17 protein-coding genes are annotated in these 19,551 nt (G+C 73.1%); 7 read left to right on the top strand and 10 right to left on the bottom strand.

Annotated features, from left to right (window positions below; all coding sequences use genetic code 11):
- Positions 1-19: 19 nt before the first annotated feature.
- Entirely contained in the window at positions 20-1,108 is a 1,089-nt protein-coding gene (locus tag OU787_RS06480) for an LCP family protein (protein WP_442788429.1), read from the bottom strand.
- A 548-nt stretch (positions 1,109-1,656) separates the two neighbouring features.
- On the opposite strand from OU787_RS06480, the gene OU787_RS06475 reads away from it, so the two are divergent.
- Together OU787_RS06475 and aroA are read left to right on the top strand one after the other, a co-directional pair.
- The gene (locus OU787_RS06475; protein ID WP_268658813.1) at positions 1,657-3,273 is read left to right on the top strand and encodes an ABC-F family ATP-binding cassette domain-containing protein; all 1,617 of its coding nucleotides are present in this window, start codon (positions 1,657-1,659) and stop codon (positions 3,271-3,273) included.
- 170 nt (positions 3,274-3,443) lie between these two features.
- Positions 3,444-4,676 carry a 3-phosphoshikimate 1-carboxyvinyltransferase gene (gene aroA, locus OU787_RS06470; RefSeq protein ID WP_268658812.1) on the top strand — a complete coding sequence of 411 codons (1,233 nt, stop codon included), beginning with the start codon at positions 3,444-3,446 and terminating at the stop codon, positions 4,674-4,676.
- Between the two features lie 47 nt (positions 4,677-4,723).
- Here the strand turns inward: aroA and OU787_RS06465 are convergent, their stop codons facing one another.
- Genes OU787_RS06465 through OU787_RS06455 form a run of 3 tightly spaced genes read right to left on the bottom strand, consistent with a single transcriptional unit; the run spans position 4,724 to position 7,900 of the window.
- On the bottom strand, positions 4,724-5,596 hold the full coding sequence (locus tag OU787_RS06465) for a carbohydrate ABC transporter permease (RefSeq protein ID WP_442788427.1): 873 nt from the start codon (positions 5,594-5,596) through the stop codon (positions 4,724-4,726).
- Positions 5,593-6,570 (bottom strand): carbohydrate ABC transporter permease, encoded by a 978-nt coding sequence (locus OU787_RS06460; protein ID WP_268658811.1) that lies wholly within the window; start codon positions 6,568-6,570, stop codon positions 5,593-5,595. Before OU787_RS06460 ends, OU787_RS06465 begins: the two co-directional genes overlap by 4 nt.
- Before the next feature lie 31 nt (positions 6,571-6,601).
- Positions 6,602-7,900, bottom strand: a complete 1,299-nt coding sequence (locus OU787_RS06455) for a sugar ABC transporter substrate-binding protein (RefSeq protein ID WP_268661817.1) — start codon at positions 7,898-7,900, stop codon at positions 6,602-6,604.
- A 203-nt stretch (positions 7,901-8,103) separates the two neighbouring features.
- Between OU787_RS06455 and OU787_RS06450 the strand changes: the two genes are divergently transcribed.
- Entirely contained in the window at positions 8,104-8,916 is an 813-nt protein-coding gene (locus tag OU787_RS06450) for an IclR family transcriptional regulator (RefSeq protein ID WP_268658810.1), read from the top strand.
- Positions 8,917-8,928: 12 nt separating this feature from the next.
- Here the strand turns inward: OU787_RS06450 and OU787_RS06445 are convergent, their stop codons facing one another.
- The 6 genes from OU787_RS06445 to OU787_RS06420 all read right to left on the bottom strand — a co-directional run bounded on the left by OU787_RS06445 (position 8,929) and on the right by OU787_RS06420 (position 13,382).
- Entirely contained in the window at positions 8,929-9,342 is a 414-nt protein-coding gene (locus OU787_RS06445) for a DNA-binding protein (protein ID WP_268658809.1), read from the bottom strand.
- Positions 9,324-9,608: a hypothetical protein gene (locus OU787_RS06440; protein ID WP_268658808.1), complete on the bottom strand. Its 285-nt coding sequence runs from the start codon at positions 9,606-9,608 to the stop codon at positions 9,324-9,326. The genes OU787_RS06445 and OU787_RS06440 overlap by 19 nt, the downstream gene beginning before the upstream one ends.
- A 217-nt stretch (positions 9,609-9,825) precedes the next feature.
- On the bottom strand, positions 9,826-10,479 hold the full coding sequence (locus tag OU787_RS06435; RefSeq protein ID WP_268658807.1) for a Pr6Pr family membrane protein: 654 nt from the start codon (positions 10,477-10,479) through the stop codon (positions 9,826-9,828).
- Positions 10,480-10,602: 123 nt separating this feature from the next.
- Positions 10,603-10,866, bottom strand: a complete 264-nt coding sequence (locus tag OU787_RS06430) for a DUF1876 domain-containing protein (RefSeq protein WP_030462434.1) — start codon at positions 10,864-10,866, stop codon at positions 10,603-10,605.
- A gap of 122 nt (positions 10,867-10,988) precedes the next feature.
- Entirely contained in the window at positions 10,989-12,494 is a 1,506-nt protein-coding gene (locus OU787_RS06425) for a flavin-containing monooxygenase (RefSeq protein WP_268658806.1), read from the bottom strand.
- A 180-nt stretch (positions 12,495-12,674) separates the two neighbouring features.
- On the bottom strand, positions 12,675-13,382 hold the full coding sequence (locus OU787_RS06420) for a GNAT family N-acetyltransferase (RefSeq protein ID WP_268658805.1): 708 nt from the start codon (positions 13,380-13,382) through the stop codon (positions 12,675-12,677).
- A 197-nt stretch (positions 13,383-13,579) separates the two neighbouring features.
- Between OU787_RS06420 and OU787_RS06415 the strand changes: the two genes are divergently transcribed.
- Genes OU787_RS06415 through OU787_RS06400 form a run of 4 tightly spaced genes read left to right on the top strand, consistent with a single transcriptional unit; the run spans position 13,580 to position 19,408 of the window.
- A complete protein-coding gene (locus OU787_RS06415) occupies positions 13,580-14,722 on the top strand; it encodes a CaiB/BaiF CoA transferase family protein (RefSeq protein WP_268658804.1) in 1,143 nt (380 codons plus the stop codon).
- 53 nt (positions 14,723-14,775) lie between these two features.
- Positions 14,776-15,918, top strand: a complete 1,143-nt coding sequence (locus OU787_RS06410) for an acyl-CoA dehydrogenase family protein (protein WP_030461962.1) — start codon at positions 14,776-14,778, stop codon at positions 15,916-15,918.
- A 59-nt stretch (positions 15,919-15,977) separates the two neighbouring features.
- On the top strand, positions 15,978-17,198 hold the full coding sequence (locus OU787_RS06405; protein WP_030461961.1) for an acetyl-CoA C-acetyltransferase: 1,221 nt from the start codon (positions 15,978-15,980) through the stop codon (positions 17,196-17,198).
- A gap of 41 nt (positions 17,199-17,239) precedes the next feature.
- Positions 17,240-19,408 (top strand): 3-hydroxyacyl-CoA dehydrogenase NAD-binding domain-containing protein, encoded by a 2,169-nt coding sequence (locus OU787_RS06400; RefSeq protein WP_268658803.1) that lies wholly within the window; start codon positions 17,240-17,242, stop codon positions 19,406-19,408.
- Positions 19,409-19,551: the final 143 nt, after the last annotated feature.

Here is a 19,551-nt window from a genome sequence, read left to right as displayed (position 1 = left end):
ACGAAATCCGTCTCTTCTGTCAGCCGGCGGCGGCCGGAACTGGCTTGTCCTCGCGCAGGGCCTGCCAGAGCTGCTGGGCGCGGGTCTCGTCGGCGACCACCCGGTTGTGGTCGATCCGGTCGGTGACCACCGGGAGCATCACGGTCTTCATCCGCTCCGGCTGGAGGCCCTTCATGCTCTGCGCGAAGTCGAGCAGGCCGGTGAGCGACCCCAACGAGGTGTCGGTGGTGAGCGCCTTGGTGGCCGCGTCCGCCACGCCGTACGCCTTGGTCGGGCTGGAGAGGGTGCCCTTGCGCTGGAGCTGGGACAGAACCGAGAGCAGGAACTTCTGCTGCAGGCCGATCCGTCCGAGGTCGCTGCCGTCTCCGATGCCGTGCCGGGTGCGGACGAAGGCGAGCGACTGGGTGCCGTCCAGCAGGTGGGTGCCGGCGGGCAGGTGCAGGCCGCTGTACTTGTCGTCGATCGCGACGTCGGTGGTGATCTCCACCCCGCCCATCGCGTCCACCAGCTCCTTGAAGCCGGCGAAGTCGACCTCGACGTAGTGGTTCATCCGCAGACCGGTCATCGTCTCGACGGTCTTCACCACGCAGGCCGGACCCGCCGTGGTGTAGATCGAGTTGAACATCACCCGGGGCGCGGCGGCCACCTGCTTGCCGGCGGCCGTGGTGCAGGCCGGGCGGGCGACCATGGTGTCGCGGGGGATGCTCACCACGGTGGCGTTGGTACGGCCCTCGGGGATGTGCACCACCATCGCCGTGTCGGAGCGGGCAGTGCCGCCGACGTCGCCGCCCGCCAGATCGCCGTTGTCGCCGCTGCGGGAGTCCGAGCCGAGCACCAGGATGTCCTGCGCGCCGGTCGGCAGCACGGCCGGGCGGTCCTCGCCGAGCGTCTTGTCGATGTCGACGGTGCTGAGGTTGCTCTCCAAGTGCCGGTACAGCCAGAATCCGGTGCCGGCGGCGGCCAGAACGAGGGCGAGCAGCACGCTGCTGCTGATCAGGAGGATCCGTCGGCCCTTTCGGCGAGGCCCGGCCTTTCGGCCGGGTGCGGTTCCCGGATCGGGCTCCGGTGCGGATCCCGGTGCGGCCGACATCTCGTCAGTCTGCGCCATGGGTCGAGCGTCCTCCTACTTCACGGGCAACGGTGCGCACCCGAAGGGGGACATGCTCTCATGCGATATTCATCAGGCGTTTACTTTTTTGATCACAGCAATATACCGAAGCTTTCCGTGTTCGGGTGATCGCTTTCCGCGATCAACCCCTTTGATGGGCGGGGGGCAATTCCGGCGCCGTCGTCCGCCCGTCCAACCCCACCGGGGCGGGCGGCGGGCCCCGCGACGTCGGGACTTAATTCCGTTGCGGGGCGCGGAGGGGGCTGCGTACCCTCGGAGACGTCGCATCCCCGCACGTCTGGAGAAGGCCGTTGCTCGTCTGAGGTCATGAGACACCGCGCCACGCCACACCCGTGTCCTTTCCGGGTCCGTTGAGCGTGCGGGCGCGAGTGCGACCTCGGCCGGTTGGCGGTTCTGCGGCTCCCGTGCGGGTTTCCTGTTTCCCGCGGCGGTTTCCCCGTTCCCCGTGACGGCCCTGTGCGCTCCCGCGTCCCCGGTGTCTCCCGTGTTGCTCCCCATCCCTACGCGGCAACCTCCAGGAGGCCCTCATGGCGCAACCCACCACCTCGATCCTCTGCACCGACCTCGGCTTCGAATGGCCCGACGGCCGTCCGCTGCTGAGCGGTTTCCACCTCGCCGTCGGCCCCGGCCGCACCGGGCTGGTCGGGCTGAACGGCGCGGGCAAGTCCACGCTGCTGCGGCTGATCGCGGGGGAGCTCGCCCCCGCCGCCGGCACCGTCCGGGTCGCGGGCGAACTCGCCTACCTGCCACAGGACCTGACGGTCGCCGCCGGGCAGCGGGTGGACGAGACGCTCGGCATCCGGGCCCAGCGCGAGGCCCTGCACGCCATCGAGTCGGGGGACGTGGACGAGCGCCACTTCACCGCGGTCGGCGACGACTGGGACGTCGAGGAGCGCGCCCGCGCCACCCTCGACCGCCTCGGCCTCGCCGAACTCGACCTCGACCGCACCACCGGCGAGCTCTCCGGCGGCCAGGCCGTCCTGCTGCACCTCGCCGCCCTGCTGCTGCGCCGCCCCGACGTGCTGCTGCTCGACGAGCCCACCAACAACCTGGACACCCAGGCCCGGGCCCGGCTGTACGACGCGGTGGCCGGCTTCCCCGGCGTGCTGCTGCTGGTCAGCCACGACCGCGAGCTGCTGGACCGGGTCGACCAGATCGCCGACCTTCGGGACGGCGAAGTCACCTGGTACGGCGGCAACTTCAGCGCCTACCAGGAGGCCCTGGAGGCCGAGCAGGAGGCCGCCGAGCGCGTCGTCCGCAACGCCGAGGCCGACGTCAAGCGGCAGAAGCGGGATCTGGTCGAGGCCACCCAGCGGCTCGCCAAGTCCGCCGCCTACGGCAAGCAGCGCTCGGTGCGGCGCAACGACCCCAAGGCGCTGGCTGACAAGCTGCAGGGCAAGGGAGAGGAGACCGCCGGCCGCCTGCGCGGCATGCACACCGAGCGCCTCAACGAGGCCAAGGACCGGCTGGCCACCGCCGAGGAGGCCGTCCGGGACGACGCCGAGATCCGGATCGACCTGCCCCGCACCGCCGTCCCCGCCGGGCGCACCGTCCTCTCCCTGGAGGGCGTCCGCCTGGCCCACGGCGGCCGCGGCCGGATCGACCTGGAGCTGCGCGGCCCCGAACGGGTCGCCCTGCTCGGCCGCAACGGCTCCGGCAAGAGCGCGCTGCTGCGCACCGTCGCCGGTGAACTCGCCCCCGCCGAGGGCATGGTCACCACCCCGGTGCAACTGCGGTACCTGCCACAGCGGTTGGACGTACTGGACGACGAGCAGACGGTCTTCCGGAACGTCAAGGCGCACGCCCCCGCCGCCACCGACAACGAGGTCCGGGCCCGGCTGGCCCGCTTCCTGTTCCGCGGCGCCCGCGCCGACCAGCCGGCCGGCACGCTCTCCGGCGGCGAGCGCTTCCGGGCCACCCTGGCCGCCCTGCTGCTGGCCGACCCGCCGCCGCAGCTCCTGCTGCTCGACGAACCCACCAACAACCTCGACTTGGCCAGCGTCCGCCAGCTCACCCAGGCCCTGGCCGGCTACCGGGGCACGCTGATCGTCGCCAGCCACGACTACCCCTTCCTCCGGGAGATCGGCATCACCCGCTGGCTGGAGTGGGACGGGGGTGACCTCCGCCCGACCGACCCGCGCTGACCGGCCCGCGCCGACCGGCCCTCGCGCACCACCGCGCCCCGCCGCCCAGGCCCGTCCGTCCCATTCCGGTGTCCGTACCGTGGGACGGCCGGGCCCGGGCGCCCGGCGGGAGGGCAGGATCGGGGGCGGTCCTGTTGTCGGTCTGTCGTTGTCCCGCTGGAGGGTGTGCCGTGGCGCTGGTCGAGATCCCCGGTTCGAAGTCGGTCACGGCGCGCGCGCTGTTCCTGGCCGCCGCGGCGGACGGGGTGACCACCCTGGTGCGGCCGCTGGTGTCGGACGACACCGAGGGCTTCGCCGAGGGCCTGCGCACGCTCGGGTACCGGGTGGAGCGCGAGCAGCGGGAGTGGCGGATCACCGGCCGCCCGCAGGGGCCGGGCGCCGACGGCGCCTCGGTGTTCTGCCGGGACGGCGCCACCACCGCGCGCTTCCTGCCGACGCTGGCCGCCGCCGGGCACGGCACCTTCCACTTCGACGCCTCCGAGCAGATGCGCCGCCGCCCGCTGGGCCCGCTCACCGCCGCGCTGCGCGACCTCGGCGTCGACCTGGAGCACCACGGCGCCGAGGGCCACCACCCGCTGAGCGTCCGCGCGGCCGGGGTCGAGGGCGGCGAGGTGGTGCTCGACGCCGGGCTGTCCTCGCAGTACCTGACGGCGCTGCTGCTGCTCGGCCCGCTCACCCGCACCGGCCTGCGGATCCGCGTCACCGACCTGGTCTCCGCGCCGTACGTCGAGATCACCCTCGCCATGATGCGCAGCTTCGGCGTCGAGGTGGCCCGCGAGGGGAACGTGTTCGACGTCCCGGCCGGCGGCTACACCGCCGCCCGGTACCCGGTCGAGCCGGACGCCTCCACCGCCTCGTACTTCTTCGCCGCCGCCGCGCTGACCGGCCGCGAGGTGACCGTCCCGGGCCTGGGTCGCGGCGCGCTCCAGGGCGACCTGAAGTTCGTCGAGGTGCTGGAGCGGCTCGGCGCGAAGGTCGAGATCGGGGCGGACGCCACCACCGTCACCGGCGGCACGCTCACCGGCGGCACCGTCAACATGCGCGACATCTCCGACACCATGCCGACGCTGGCGGCCATCGCCCCGTTCGCCTCCGGCCCGATCCGGATCGAGGACGTCTACAACACCCGGATCAAGGAGTGCGACCGGCTCGACGCCTGCGCGGAGAACCTGCGCCGCCAGGGCGTCGACGTCGCCACCGGCCGGGACTGGATCGAGATCCGCCCCGGCACCCCGAAGCCGGTCGAGATCGAGACCCACGGCGACCACCGGATCGTGATGTCCTTCGCCGTCGCCGGGCTGCGCACCCCCGGCACGACCTACGACGACCCGGGCTGCGTGCGCAAGACCTTCCCCGGCTTCCACGACGCGTTCGCCGCCTGGGCCGCCCAGCCGGAGGGCTGAGCCGCACGCAGACGGCGAACGGGGACGGGGGTGGTGCGGGGGAGGGGTCAGTCCTTCACCGCGCCGCCCAGGCCCGACACCATGTGCCGCTGGACCAGCACGAAGAAGACCAGCACCGGCACCGTCATCAGGGTCGAGGCCGCCATGATGCCGCCCCAGTCGTTCTCGTCCGGCTTGAAGAACACCATCAGCGCGGCGGGCAGCGTCTGGTGGTCGGTGTCCAGGATCAGCGTCTTCGCGAACACGAAGTCGTTCCACGCCGTGATGAAGGAGAACACGCTGGTCGCCGCCAGGCCGGGGGCGACCAGCGGGAACAGGATCCGCCACAGGATGGTGAACCGGCTCGCCCCGTCGATCCGGGCCGCCTCCTCCAGCGACTCCGGCACCGCGGCGACGAACCCGCGCAGCATCCACACCGCGAACGGCAGCGAGAACGCCAGGTTCACCAGCATCAGCGAGCCCAGCGAGGACAGGCCGAAGCCCGGCGCGACCGAGCCGATGTCCCGGACCAGGAAGAACAGCGGGATGGTCAGCGCCTCGACCGGCACCATCTGCGCCACCAGGAACATGATCAGGATGGTGGTCTTGAACCGGAACTTGAACCGGGACAGCGCCACCGCCGCCAGGAACGCGATCGCGGCCGACACCACCACCACGACCACCGCCACCGCCAGGCTGTTCAGGAAGTACCGCCCGAAGCCGGACACCCCCAGCGCGTTGCGGAAGTTCTCCAGCGTCGGCGCGAACGTCCACGGCCGCGGGTGCGCCGAGGTGATCTCGCCCTTCGGCTTCAGCGCCGACAGCACCATCCAGTACAGCGGGAACACCGTCAGCAGGGCCAGCACCACGGCGACGGTGTTCGCACCCTGCCGCAGCACCCGGTTGTCGCGGCGCCCGGCGGTGAAGGGCTTGCTGATCACAGTTCCTCCCCGGAGCGGCGCAGGCTGCGGACGTAGACGGCGGTGACGCCCAGCAGGATCAGCGTCATCAGGACGCCGATCGCGGCGCCCAGGCTGTAGTTCTCGGCGACGAACGCCTTCTGGTAGGCGTAGACGTTGAGGACCAGGTTCTGGCCGGCGATGCCGCCGCCCCCGGTCATCACGTAGATCTGGGTGAAGACCTTGAAGTCCCAGATGATCGACTGGATCACCACGATCACCAGCAGCGGCCGCAGCATCGGCAGCATGATCTTGCGGAAGACCGTGACCGTGCCGGCGCCGTCCAGGCGGGCGGCCTCCACCACGGAGTCCGGGATGGCCTGGATGCCCGCGTAGAGGGTGATCATCACGAACGGGAAGCTGTGCCAGACCACGACCACGGCGACCATCGCGAACGCCGACCACTTGTCGTACATCCAGTTGTGGCCCTGGGTGCCGAGGACCTCGTTGACCAGGCCGGAGTTGGTGTCCAGCAGGAACATCCACACCGTGGAGCCGGTCATCGCGGGCGCCGCCCAGGCGCCCAGCGCGCCGAACATCAGCATCAGCCGCGGCCACCTGCCGACCCGGGTCAGCAGCACCGCGCAGGTCGCGCCGACCGCCAGGGTGGCCAGCACGCAGAACGCGGCGAACGCCAGGGTCTGGCCGAGCACCGTCCAGAACTGGGCGTCGCCCAGCACGTCGGTGTAGTTCGACAGGCCGACGAACTCGGTCGGCACGCCGCCGGACGCCTGCGGCTGCCCGAACTTGAGCACCGACAGCAGGCCCAGCTGGTACAGCGGGTAGCCGAACAGCGGGATCAGCACCAGGGCGGCCGGCAGCAGCAGCCACAGCGGGACGGGGATCCGGGCCAGGAGCCCGGGGCGGCGGCGGGCCCCGGCGGGGGCGCCGCCCGCCGGGCGGACCGGGGAGGAGTCCCCGTGGTCCGCCCGGGCGGTGACGGTCGTGGCAGGCATCGACAACTTCCGGTTCTTCTACGGGACCTGGCTACTTGCCGCTGAACGAGGCGTTCATCGCGGCCGCGGCCTCCTTGGTGGCACCGGCCACGTCGGACTTGCCGGTGATGACCTTCTGCAGCATCGTCGGCACCACGTTCTGGGCGTCGATCTTGGCCCAGGCGGCGTCCTTCGGGACGAACTTGGTGCCCGCCGCGATGGTGTCGGTGAACGGCTTCAGCCACGGCTGCTTCTGCACCACCTCGGCGCGCGCCGAGGACAGCGTCGGCAGGTTGCCCATCGCGTCGAACAGCGCCAGCTGGTTCTTCTTCGACGCCAGCTCCTTCATGAAGTCGACCGCCAGGCTGCGGTGCTGGGTCGACTTCATGACGCCCAGGTCGTTGCCGCCGGAGAACGCCGGGGCGATCTTCCCGGCCGCGGTGCCCGGCAGCGGCACGATCGCGTACTTGCCCTTCGCCGCGCCCGCCTCCACCGCGCTGCGCGAGGAGTTCGGCAGGATCGCCATGCCGGCCTTGCCCGCCGCGAACGCCTCCACGGTCTTGCCGCCGGTCAGGTCGGCGCACTGCTGCGCCGGGCAGATCGCGTCCGTGAACAGGTCGGTGTACTGCTTCACGCCCGCCTGCGACTGCGCCGAGTCGATCGCCGAGGTGTACGCCGAGCCGCTCTGCGCGGCCAGGTCGCCGCCGTTGGCCCACACGAACGGCAGCGCGCCGAAGGTGTACTTGCCGCCGACCGCGATGCCCAGCAGGTCGCCGTGCGCGGCCCGGACCTTCTCCGCCGCCGACTTCAGCTCGTCGTACGTGGTCGGCGCCTGCAGGCCCAGCTCGGTGAACACGTCGGTGCGGTAGTACAGCGCGCGCACGCCCAGCCACCACGGCAGGCCGTACGTCTTGCCGTCGACCACCGCGGTGTCCTTCAGGTCCTGCGGCAGGTCCTTGCCCTCCTCCCAGCCGGACAGGTCGGAGGTGATGTCGGCCAGGCCGCCCGAGGCGGTGTAGCCGAACAGGTCGGTGTTGCCGAACTCCACCACGTCCGGCGCCGAGGACGGGTCGTTGAACGCGCCCTTCATCTTCTCGGCGCGCGGACCGGCGTCGGTCGGGATGTACGACACCTCGACCTCGACGCCCGCGTGCTTCGCCTTGAAGTCGGCGACGGCCTGCGCCACCACCTGCTCCTTCGGCGCCCGGTTCGCCTCGTCGTACAGCCAGACCTTCACGGTGCCGGTCTGCTTGTCCGCGGACGTCGCGGTCTTCGCGGTGCCCGGCGCGCACGCCGTGGCCACGGTGCCGGCCAGCACGGCAAGGGCGGCACCACGGGCCAGCTTCTTCATGCTCAACGTCATCTCCTCGCCGCAGCGGGACGCACCTGCGCGCCCCGGGACGAACCGGGACATGCAGTGGGGGGATCGGTGTGAGCGGGACGTTAGGAACTCGCCGGGCACGGCGACAAGAGCAGACCGCGAAAGTTCTGCACTGCAAAACGATGTGCTGCGGAACTGGCACCGGGGCGCTCCCCGCCGTAGCGTCACACCCCATGACCAGCACCGCCGCCGAGAGCCGGACCCCCGAGGGCCGGCCGGAACGCAACCAGTCCGCGTCGCTGCGCCGCGCCCTCGCGGTGCTCGAACACGTCCGGGACCACGCGGCGGCCGGCACCGACCTCAGCCTCACCGCGCTCGCCGACGGCCTGGAGATGTCCAAGTCCACCGTGCTGCGCCTGGCCGCCCCGCTGGTCGACGCCCAACTCCTCGCCCGCGACCGCGACAGCGGCCACTTCCGGCTCGGCCCCGGCGCCCTCCGGCTCGGCCAGGCCTACCTCGCCACCCTCGACCTGCGCACCGCCGCCTCCGAGGAGGCCCACCAGCTGATGCGCGAGGTCGGCGGCACCGTCCACCTGTGCGTCCCCGACGCCCCGTACGTCGTCTACGTCGACAAGGTCGAGAACGAGACCGCCGTCCGGATGGCCTCCCGGATCGGCAGCCGCGCCCCCATGTACTGCACCGCCGTCGGCAAGGCCATGCTCGCCTGGATGCCCGAGGACGCCTTCGCCACCGTCGTCGCCGACGGCCTCCCCGCCATCACCACCCGCACCCTCACCTCCGCCGCCGCCCTGCGCACCGAACTCACCCGGATCCGCACCCGCGGCTACGCCGTCGACGACCGCGAGAACGAACCCGAGGTCCGCTGCATCGCCGCCCCCGTCTTCGACCACAACAACACCGTCATCGGCGCCATCTCCACCTCCGCCCTCACCTCCCGCATCACCGCCGCCCGCGCCCGCGAACTCGGCCCCGTCGTCGCCGCCACCGCCGCCCGCGTCTCCCGCACCATGGGCTCCACCCGCTGACGCCGCCGCGGGCTACACGGCGACCAGCCGGACCCCGCCGCCGCAGAGCTTGGTGAGATCGTCGACGTCCGAGGTCAGCACCACCACCGGCCGCTGTTGCCGGAGGGCGAGTTCGGCCACCGCGGCGTCGATCGCGTACTTGTGCCCGTGCAGGCCGGCCGCGAGCAGCAGGGCGGACGCGGCCTTGGCCTCCTCGTCGCCCACAGGAGCGATCCGCAGGCCGGAGAGGAGCCAGCGCAGCCGGGCCCGGTCGGTACGGGGGTGGACCGCCTCGATGATGGTCAGTGCGCTGATCACCACCTCCATACCCCGGGCACGGGCCTCCGCGACCAGCGCGACCACGGGCTCGCGGTCGGCCAGCAGTTGGGAGAGGCCCTCGGAGTCCAGGACCAGGGTGCCTTCGTGGCTCAGCTTGCGGCGGGCCATTCGCTCTCCCCGGCGAACACCTCGTCGAACACCTCGCGGGCACGGTCCTGCGCGGCTGCCGCGACCGGCCCGTTGCGACGCTCGTAGTCGGCCAGATACTCGTCCAGTATCCGGCCGCGGAGTTCGCGTTCGACGGCCGCGGTGATGAACGCCGAGAACTCGCGCTTCCCGACCCGCTCCCGGATCGCGGCCGCGGTGCCCTCGGGCAGCGAGAGACTGACCCGGGTGGCCGGGCCGTCGCCGATGTTGTACGCGCTCTCGGTCATGGAACGAGATTATCAAGGAAGTGGGAAACCGGCTCCCGACACCTCCGCGCCGGGCCCGGAGCCCGCGCCTCCGGGCCCCGCTTCCCGACGGACGGTCAACTCCGTTCGCACAGGCGGAACTCGTCACGCGAGACCGCGTCGAGCAGCCAGGGGCCGGGGTGCGCGCGGTGCGCCAGGGCCGACTCGTCGGCCATCGCGTCGGCTCCCCTCCGTCCGGTCAGGCCTCGGCGGTCTTGGCCGTCGGGGTGCGGCGGAGTTTGGTGCCGAGGCGGTCGAGGCCGATGACCAGGGCGCCGAGGACGGCGAACTCGGCGACGAGTTGGACCATTTGGAGGCCGACCCAGGCGTAGCCCTTCTCGGTGGGGTCGAGGAAGAAGTAGGGGTAGCGGACGGGGAAGTCCGGGAAGAGGACGGCGCGGGTCTCGGTGAGGACGGCGTAGCCGAGGGGGTAGGAGAGCCAGAGCGGGAGGTCGCGCCAGCGGGAGGCGTTGCGGGGGGAGCAGGACAGCCACTCGGCCAGGACCAGCACGGGGGTGGTGTAGTGCAGGAAGAAGCTGGACCAGTGCTGGAGGCGGTCGGGGCCGGAGACCAGGCCGGGGAGCGGGTTCTCGCCGTGGTTGAGCAGGACGTGCGCGACGATGCCGGTGATGGTGATGTACAGGACGGCGGCGCCGCGCAGCCGGGGGGCCGGGGCGTCGGTGGTGCCGCGCCTGGCCGTCCAGTAGAGCGCGGCGAGGAAGTAGCCGAGCACGATCACGTTGCTCTGGATGGTGAAGTACACCAGGGAGCTGTTGCTGAGGAAGATCCCCAGGAACGCGGACAGGACGATGGTGCAGCGCCACCAGGTGGCGGGACGGGTCCAGACGGTCATGCGGTCACCGGACGTTCGTTTCGGCGGTGCCCCCCGTGGGCACGACAGATCGCCGCACTCTACCCGCCGGTTCGGTGGTCGGAAAAGATCACCGGTCGGGGGCGGTGCGGGCCGGGCCGGGCGTCAGAAGGACAGCTGCGCGGGGGTGTGGGTGTGGCCCTCGATGCCCGTCGCGGCGCGGCCGATCAGCTGCTGGGCGAGGTCGTTGCAGGCCCGGGCGGCGGCCAGCTCCTCGCCGATCGCGGTGTCGGCGTCGTCGCCGGGGTTGCGGCGGGCCGTGCCGGTGCCGCGGGCGCCGGGGGCGCTGAACCCGCTGAGCGCGGCGGTGCAGGTGGTGCGGGACTCGTCCTCGTCGAAGGTCAGGTCGACGACCCAGTGGTTCTGCATGGCGGTTCACCTTCCGGGTGCGCACCGCGCACAGGCGGCCGGTGCGCCTGACTCCCTCCCAGGGTCCGCCCGGGCGCGGCGGGCGTCAACGTGCGGCCGCGCCCGGACGGCGGGGCGGGGGCTCAGGCGGAGAAGTGCAGTTCGGGGTCGGTGACCGGCCCGGCGCCGAGCAGCCGGGTGTCCTCGCGGTAGCCGGCCGGTGCCCGCCAGGGGAAGCGGTCGCCCTGGCGGGGGAGCAGCGGGGCGCCCCGCCGGAGGTAGCCGGCGGCGAAGTCGAGCAGCGGCCGCAGCGGCATCGCGGGGTCGGCGACCTCGGGGCGGCAGATCCGGTGGCCGTGCCGGTCCATGTGGGCGAGCAGCCGGGCGAAGTGCGCGCACAGCAGGTCGACCTTGAGGGTCCAGGAGGCGTTCGGGTAGCCCAGCGCGTACACGAAGTTGGGGACGCCGGAGAGCATCACGCCCTTGTAGGCGACGGTCTCGGCGGGCCGCACCGGCACCCCGTCGACCCGCAGCGGGATGCCGCCGAAGGCCCGCACCTCCAGTCCGGTGGCGGTGACCACCAGGTCGGCGGCGAGTTCCCGGCCGGAGGCCAGGCGGACGCCGTGCTCGGTGAAGCGGCTGATCCGGTCGGTGACCACGGACGCCCGGCCGTCGCTGATCGCGGTGAACAGGTCGCCGTCGGGGGCGGCGCACAGCCGCTGGTCCCACGGGTCGTACGGCGGGGCGAAGTGTTCGTCGACGGGGTAACCGGGCGGCAGGCGGCGGACGTTGGCCCGGCGGATGATCCGCCGGGCGGCCCGCGGGTGGCGTCGGCAGAACGCCCAGACGGCGTGCTGCCGGACGATGTTGCGGCGGCGCACCAGCGCGTGGCCGCGCCGCTCGCCGAGCAGCCGGCGCAGCAGGGCGGCGAGGGCGTCGCGCCGGGGCACCGGCATCACGTAGCCGGGGGTGCGCTGCAGCATGGTGACGTGCGCGGCCCGCTCGGCCAGCGCCGGGACGAGGGTGACGGCGGTCGCGCCGCTGCCCACCACCAGGACCCGCCGGCCGGTGTGGTCGAGGTCGGCGGGCCAGTGCTGCGGGTGGACGACCGGCCCGGCGAACCGTTCCAGCCCGGCCAGCGGCGGGGTGTGGCCCCGGTCGTAGCGGTAGTAGCCGGCCGCGCAGAACAGCCAGCCGCAGGTCAGGGTGGTGCGCCGGCCGGTGCCGACGTGCTCGACCTCGACCGTCCAGCGGGCCCGCTCGGTCGACCAGGACGCGCCGACCACCCGCTGCCGGTAGCGGATCCGCGGCTCCAGGCCGTGCTCCCGGACGGTCTCGCGCAGGTAGGCGAGGATCTGCGGGCCGCGGGCCAGCGACTCCCGGTGGCGCCACGGCTTGAACGCGTAGCCGAAGGTGTACAGGTCGGAGTCGGAGCGGACGCCCGGGTAGCGGAACAGGTCCCAGGTGCCGCCGCAGCCGTCCCGGGCCTCCAGCAGCGCGAAGCTCCGGCCGGGGCGCTCGGCGGCCAGCCGGCAGCCCGCGCCGATGCCGGACATCCCGGCGCCGACGATCAGCACGTCCAGGTGCTCGGGGGCTGGTGCGGGGCCGGAGGCAGGGCCGGGGACGGTGGCGTCCGGGGCGGTGGGCACGGGGGCTCCCTGGCGGTGGGCGGACGGGTCGCTCCATGATCGCCAACGCCGTCCGGCCGCCGCCAGGCCGGAAGGTCACAACGCGCGGCCCGGCGGGGTGTGGCCTCCGCGCAGCGCCCGTGGTCAGGCGGGCGGCGGCGAGGGGCGACGGAGGGCGGCGGCGACGGACGGGGAGGTGCGTCAGGGGGTGCGGAAGCCGCGGAAGACCACCTCGGCGCGGCGGACGAAGCCCAGCCGCTCGTACAGCGCGAGCGCGCCGGTGTTGGCGGCGGCGACGTGCAGGAACGGGCGCTCGCCGCGGGCGGTGATCCGGGCCGCCAGCTCGCCGACCAGGTGCGCGGCCAGGCCCCGGCCGCGGGCCTCGGGGGCGGTGCAGACGGCGGAGACCTCGGTGAAGCCGGGCGGGTGCAGGCGCTCGCCGGCCATGGCGAGCAGCGTCCCGTCGGGGGCGTGGACGCCCAGGTAGGTGCCGAGTTCACGGGTGCGCGGCCGGAACGGGCCGGGGCGGGTCCGCTCCACCAGCTCCAGCATGGCGGGCACGTCGGCGGCGCCCAGCTCGACCACCCGCAGGCCCGCGGGCGCGGCCGGGCGGACCGGCTGCGCCTGCACCAACTGGTGCCCGGCCAGGGTGAATTCGGGCTCCCAGCGGGCGGGCGGCAGCGCCGGGCAGTTGAACAGGTCGGCGAACTCGCCCGCCCCCAGCAGCTCGGCCAGGTCCGTCCAGGCCCCCGGCCCGGGCCGGGCGGTGACACTGCTGAAGCTCGCCACCTCGGGGTCGTACCGCACCGCCTGCCCGTGCCGCCGGGCCAGGTGGGCGTGTGCCCCGTGCAGCGAGGCGGCCACGGGGTCGTCCAGTACGGCGGTGGCGGCGGCGTCGAGATCGCGCATGGGCTCCGGTCCCTCCCGGTCGATCGGTCCACCCCATGATCGCGCACCCGGGCCGCCGGGTCCCGCAATCCCGGCGGCTCGTGCAGGGCGGGCGCCGGGGCGGGAACGGGTGCGGGCGGGCTCTTGTTACCGGTGAGTCACGTCCCTATCATCGCCACTGTGACAGCTTCACTGTCAAACCTGGGAGGCGGTCGACGATGACCCCCGCAACACCCCCTTCCGGCCCCCTGGCGGGGGTCCGGGTGCTGGAGCTCGCGGGCATCGGCCCCGGGCCGTTCGCCGCGATGCTGCTGGCCGACCTCGGGGCGGACGTGGTGCGGGTCGACCGGCCCGGCGGGCAGGGCCTCGGGCCGGATCCGGCCCGGGACCTGACGAACCGGAACAAGCGCTCGGTGCTGGTGGACCTGAAGGACGACGGGGGCGCGGCCGTCGTGCGGGACCTCGCCGCCCGGGCCGACCTGCTGATCGAGGGCTGGCGCCCCGGGGTGGCCGAGCGGCTCGGGGTCGGTCCGCAGGACTGCCTGGCCCGCAACCCGGCGCTGGTGTACGGCCGGATGACCGGCTGGGGGCAGGACGGTCCGCTCGCGGAGCGGGCCGGGCACGACGTCACCTACCTGGCGGCCGCCGGCCTGCTCGGGCTGATCGGCCCGGCCGACGGGCCCCCGGCGATCCCGGCCAACCTGCTGGGCGATTACGCGGGCGGTTCGCTCTACCTGGTGGTCGGCCTGCTCGCGGCCCTGCACCACGCCCGCGCGACCGGCACCGGCCAGGTGGTGGACGCCGCGATCGTGGACGGCGCCGCGCACCTGTCGACCATGCTGTGGGGGCTGATGGACGCGGGGCTGTGGCAGGACCGCCGGGGCGTCAACCTGCTGGACGGCGGCGCCCCCTGGTACGGGACGTACGAGACGTCCGACGGCCGGTGGATGGCGGTCGGCCCGCTGGAGCCGCGCTTCTACGCCGAGTTCGCCCGGCTGCTGGAGCTGGACGCGGACGCCCCCGAGCAGTACGACCTGACGCGCTGGCCCGAGCTGCGGAAGGCCGTCGCGGCCCGGTTCGCCACCCGCACCCAGGCCGAGTGGACCGCCCGGTTCGAGGGCCACGACGCCTGCGTGGCACCGGTGCTGACGCTCCGTCAGGCCGCCGCGCACCCGCACCTGGCGGCCCGCGGCAGCTACACCGAACGGGACGGCACCCCGCAGCCCGCCCCGGCCCCGCGCTTCTCCGCCACCCCCGGCGCGCTGCGCACCCCGCCCGCCGTCCCCGGCGCGCACACCGCCGAGGTGGCCCGCGACTGGGACGTGCCCGCACTCGACCGCCCCGCCCCGCCGGCCTCCTGAACGCACCCGCCGCCCTCCTGAACGAACCCGCCAGCGCCCCGAAGGGAACGCCCGTGCAGCGCGAGCTCTACACCGAGGAACACGAGGACTTCCGCACCACCGTCCGGGCCTTCCTCGCCCGGGAGGTCGTCCCGCACCACGCCCGCTGGGAGCAGCAGGGCATCGTGGACCGCTCCGCCTGGCTGGCCGCCGGGAAGGCCGGGCTGCTGGGCACCGCCGTGGACGAGCGGTACGGCGGCGGGGGCAGCCCGGACTTCCGGTTCGCCGCGGTGCTGGCGGAGGAGTTCGTCCGGGCGGGGGCCAGCGGGCTGGCGGTCGGCCTGCACAACGACATCATCGGCCCGTACCTGACCGGTCTGGCCACCGAGGAGCAGAAGGAGCGCTGGCTGCCCGGGTTCTGCTCCGGCGAGCTGATCACCGCGATCGCGATGACCGAGCCGGACACCGGTTCGGACCTGCAGGCGATCCGCACCACCGCCGTCGACGCGGGCGACCACTACCTGCTGAACGGCGCGAAGACCTTCATCTCCAACGGCATCCTGGCGGACCTGGTCGTGGTGGTGGCGAAGACCACCGCGGAGGGCGGCGCGCACGGGCTGAGCCTGCTGGTGGTGGAGCGCGGCATGCCGGGCTTCGAGCGCGGCCGCAACCTCGACAAGATCGGGCAGAAGGCGCAGGACACCGCCGAGCTGTTCTTCCGCGACGTGCGGGTCCCGAAGGCCAACCTGCTGGGCGAGGAGCACCAGGGCTTCCTGTACCTGATGCGCAACCTGGCGCAGGAGCGGCTGGCCATCGCGGTGGCCGCGATCGCCGCCGCCGAGCAGCTGGTGGAGGAGACCACCGGGTACGTGAAGCAGCGCACCGCGTTCGGCCGGCCGCTGGCCAAGCTGCAGCACGTCCGGTTCGAGATCGCCGAGCTGGCCACCGAGTGCGCCGTCACCCGGGCCTTCGTGGATCGCTGCGTGAGCGAGCACAACAGGTACGCGCTGACCCCGGTGGACGCCTCGATGGCCAAGTGGTGGGCCACCGAGCTGCAGAAGCGCACCGCCGACCGCTGCCTGCAACTGCACGGCGGCTCCGGTTACATGAGTGACAGCGCGGTCGCCCGGGCGTTCACCGACGGGCGCGTCCAGACCATCTACGGCGGCACCACGGAGATCATGAAAGAGATCATCGGCCGCTCCCTGCTCGCCTGAAGTCCGCCAGCCCGCCAGTCCGCCAGCCCCCGACCCTCCGCCCGAAAGGCATCCCCACCGTGACCACCGAAGCGTACGTCTACGACGCGATCCGCACCCCGCGCGGGCGCGGCAAGCAGACCGGCTCCCTGCACGGCACCAAGCCGATCGACCTGGTGGTCGGTCTGATCCACGAACTGCGGCGCCGCTTCCCGTCGTTGGACCCGGCGGCGATCGACGACATCGTGCTCGGCGTGGTCAGCCCGATCGGCGACCAGGGCTCCGACATCGCCCGGGTCGCGGCGATCGCCGCCGGGCTGCCCGACACCGTCGCGGGCGTGCAGGAGAACCGCTTCTGCGCGTCCGGCCTGGAGGCGGTCAACCTGGCGGCGGCGAAGGTCCGTTCGGGCTGGGAGGACCTGATCCTGGCGGGCGGCGTCGAGTCGATGTCCCGGGTCAAGATGGGCTCGGACGGCGGCGCCTGGTTCGCCGACCCGATGACCGCCTACGAGACCGGCTTCGTCCCGCAGGGCATCGGCGCCGACCTGATCGCCACCGTCGAGGGCCTGTCCCGCACCGACGTGGACGCGTTCGCCGCCGAGTCGCAGGCCCGCGCCGCCAAGGCCCAGGCCGACGGGCTGTTCGACCGCTCGGTGGTGCCGGTGCGCGACCGCAACGGGCTGGTGGTGCTGGGCCGCGACGAGTTCATCCGCCCCGGCACCACGGTGGAGTCGCTGGCCGGGCTGAAGCCGTCCTTCGCGGACATCGGCGAGCTCGGCGGCTTCGACGCCGTCGCGCTGCAGAAGTACCACTGGGTGGAGTCCATCGACCACGTCCACCACGCCGGCAACTCCTCCGGCATCGTGGACGGCGCCGCGCTGGTCGCCATCGGGTCGAAGGAGATCGGCGAGCGCTACGGCCTCACCCCGCGGGCCCGGATCGTCTCCGCCGCGGTCTCCGGCTCCGAGCCGACCATCATGCTCACCGGCCCCGCCCCCGCCACCCGCAAGGCGCTCGCCAAGGCCGGGCTGAGCGCCGCCGACATCGACCTGGTCGAGATCAACGAGGCGTTCGCCGCCGTCGCGCTCCGCTTCATGCGCGAACTCGGCTTCCGGCACGACCAGGTGAACGTCAACGGCGGCGCGATCGCGCTCGGCCACCCGCTCGGCGCGACCGGCGCGATGCTGATCGGCACCCTGATCGACGAACTGGAGCGCCGCGACCTGCGCTACGGCCTGGCCACCCTGTGCGTGGGCGGCGGCATGGGCATCGCCACCGTGATCGAACGCATCAACGCCTGACCACCCGTCAACTCACGTACTCACCCAAGGACTTCGCAGACATGACCGACGTGAGCAGCCCCATCCGCTGGGAGCAGGACCAGGACGGCGTGGTCACCCTCGTCCTCGACGACCCGGCCCAGTCCGCCAACACCATGAACGCCGGCTTCACCGACGCGCTCGAAGCGGTCGTCGAACGGCTCGCCGCCACCGAGGAGTTGGCCGGCGTCATCGTCACCTCCGCGAAGAAGACCTTCTTCGCGGGCGGCGACCTCAAACTGCTGTCCTCGGTCGGGCCGGACGACGCCGAGCAGGTGTTCGCCGACTCGATGCGGATCAAGCGCGCGCTGCGCCGCCTGGAGACCCTCGGACGGCCGGTGGTCGCCGCGATCAACGGCGCCGCGCTCGGCGGCGGCCTGGAGATCGCGCTGGCCTGCCACCACCGGATCGCGCTGGACGCGCCCGGGAGCAGGATCGGCCTGCCCGAGGTCACCCTCGGCCTGCTGCCCGGCGGCGGCGGAGTGGTGCGCACGGTACGGATGCTCGGCATCACCGACGCCCTGCTCAAGGTGCTGCTGCAGGGCCGGCAGTACCGTCCGGCGCAGGCCCTGGAGCACGGCCTGGTGCACGAACTCGCCGCCACCGCCGAGGAGATGGACGCCAAGGCGCGCGCGTTCATCGCCGCCCACCCGACCAGCCTGCAGCCCTGGGACGCCAAGGGGTACAAGATCCCCGGCGGCACGCCCAGCACCCCCGCGTTCGCCGCCAACCTGCCCGCCTTCCCGGCCAACCTGCGCAAGCAGCTGAACGGCGCGCCCTACCCGGCGCCGCGCAACATCCTGGCGGCCGCCGTGGAGAGCTCCCAGGTCGACGTGGACACCGCGTTCGCCATCGAGGCCCGGTACTTCACCGAGCTGGCCTGCGGGCCCACCTCCAAGAACATGATCCAGGCCTTCTTCTTCGACATGCAGGCCGTCAACTCCGGTGCCTCCCGCCCGAGTTCGGTGCCCGCGTGGAAGGCGTCGAAGGTCGCGGTGCTGGGCGCGGGCATGATGGGCGCGGGCATCGCGTACTCCTGCGCCAAGGCGGGCCTGGAGGTCCTGCTCAAGGACGTCACCCAGGAGGCCGCCGACCGCGGCAAGGCGTACAGCGCGGGCCTGCTGGACAAGCAGGTGGCACGCGGCCGGATGACCGAGGACGAGCGCGCCGCGTTCCTGGCCCGGATCACCCCCACCGCGGACGCCGCCGACCTGGCCGGCTGCGACACCGTCATCGAGGCGGTCTTCGAGAACCCCGAGCTCAAGCACAAGGTGTTCCAGGAGGTCCAGCACGTGGTCGCCCCCGACGCGCTGCTCTGCTCCAACACCTCCACCCTGCCGATCGGCCTGCTCGCCGAAGGCGTCGACCGGCCCGCCGACTTCGTCGGCCTGCACTTCTTCTCGCCGGTCGACAAGATGCCGCTGGTCGAGATCATCCGCGGCCCGGGCAGCGGCGACGAGGCCCTCGCCCGGGCCTTCGACCTGGTCCGGCAGATCCGCAAGACCCCGATCGTGGTCAACGACTCCCGCGGCTTCTTCACCTCCCGCGTCATCGGCCAGTTCCTCAACGAGGGCGTCGCCATGATCGGCGAGGGCCTCGACCCGTCCTCCGTCGAACAGGCCGCCGCCCAGGCCGGCTACCCCGCCAAGGTCCTCGCCCTGCTGGACGAGCTCACCCTCACCCTGCCCCGCAAGATCCGCAACGAGACCCGCCGCGCCGTCGAGGAGGCCGGCGGCACCTGGACCTCCCACCCCGGCGAGGCCGTCATGGACCGGATGCTCGACGAGTTCGACCGCCCCGGCCGCAGCGGCGGCGCCGGCTTCTACGAGTACGAGAACGGCCGCCGCACCCGGCTCTGGCCCGGCCTGCGCGAGCACTTCGTCAGGCCCGGGGCGGAGATCCCGTTCGAGGACATGAAGGAGCGGATGCTGTTCGCCGAGGCGCTCGACTCGATCCGCTGCCTCGACGAGCACGTCCTCACCTCGGTCGCCGACGCCAACATCGGCTCGATCCTCGGCATCGGCTTCCCCGCCTGGACCGGCGGCGTCCTGCAGTACGTCAACGGCTACCCCGGCGGCCCGGCCGGCTTCACCGCCCGCGCCCGCGAACTCGCCGCCGCCTACGGCGACCGCTTCACCCCGCCCGCCTCGCTGACCGCCCTCGCCGAGAACGGCGGACGGTACGCCGACTGACGACCCGCCCGCGGCCCGCGCCGCACCGGCGGACCGGCCGAACCCCTGGTTCCGGCCGGTCCGCCCGTGGTGGAATGCCCCCGCCGCGCACCGATCACCCACGGCGCACGGCCGACCACACAGACCACGGCGTGCGGAGGGGA

It is taken from the genome of Kitasatospora sp. YST-16, from assembly GCF_026802215.1.
Lineage (GTDB): Bacteria > Actinomycetota > Actinomycetes > Streptomycetales > Streptomycetaceae > Kitasatospora > Kitasatospora cineracea.
The sequence above is the reverse complement of the archived record's forward strand: the minus strand, read 5'-3'. Positions and strand labels throughout refer to the sequence as shown.

Bases quoted from the DNA above. Each gene is read 5' to 3' on its own strand.
- OU787_RS06445 (WP_268658809.1), bottom strand. From the start codon at position 9,342: ATGGCCCGCCGCAAGCTGAGCCACGAAGGCACCCTGGTCCTGGACTCC.
- OU787_RS06480 (WP_442788429.1), bottom strand. From the start codon at position 1,108: ATGGCGCAGACTGACGAGATGTCGGCCGCACCGGGATCCGCACCGGAG.
- OU787_RS06475 (WP_268658813.1), top strand. From the start codon at position 1,657: ATGGCGCAACCCACCACCTCGATCCTCTGCACCGACCTCGGCTTCGAA.
- OU787_RS06440 (WP_268658808.1), bottom strand. From the start codon at position 9,608: ATGACCGAGAGCGCGTACAACATCGGCGACGGCCCGGCCACCCGGGTC.
- OU787_RS06450 (WP_268658810.1), top strand. From the start codon at position 8,104: ATGACCAGCACCGCCGCCGAGAGCCGGACCCCCGAGGGCCGGCCGGAA.
- OU787_RS06415 (WP_268658804.1), top strand. From the start codon at position 13,580: ATGACCCCCGCAACACCCCCTTCCGGCCCCCTGGCGGGGGTCCGGGTG.
- OU787_RS06455 (WP_268661817.1), bottom strand. From the start codon at position 7,900: ATGAAGAAGCTGGCCCGTGGTGCCGCCCTTGCCGTGCTGGCCGGCACC.
- OU787_RS06400 (WP_268658803.1), top strand. From the start codon at position 17,240: ATGACCGACGTGAGCAGCCCCATCCGCTGGGAGCAGGACCAGGACGGC.
- OU787_RS06430 (WP_030462434.1), bottom strand. From the start codon at position 10,866: ATGCAGAACCACTGGGTCGTCGACCTGACCTTCGACGAGGACGAGTCC.
- OU787_RS06460 (WP_268658811.1), bottom strand. From the start codon at position 6,570: ATGCCTGCCACGACCGTCACCGCCCGGGCGGACCACGGGGACTCCTCC.
- OU787_RS06420 (WP_268658805.1), bottom strand. From the start codon at position 13,382: ATGCGCGATCTCGACGCCGCCGCCACCGCCGTACTGGACGACCCCGTG.
- OU787_RS06435 (WP_268658807.1), bottom strand. From the start codon at position 10,479: ATGACCGTCTGGACCCGTCCCGCCACCTGGTGGCGCTGCACCATCGTC.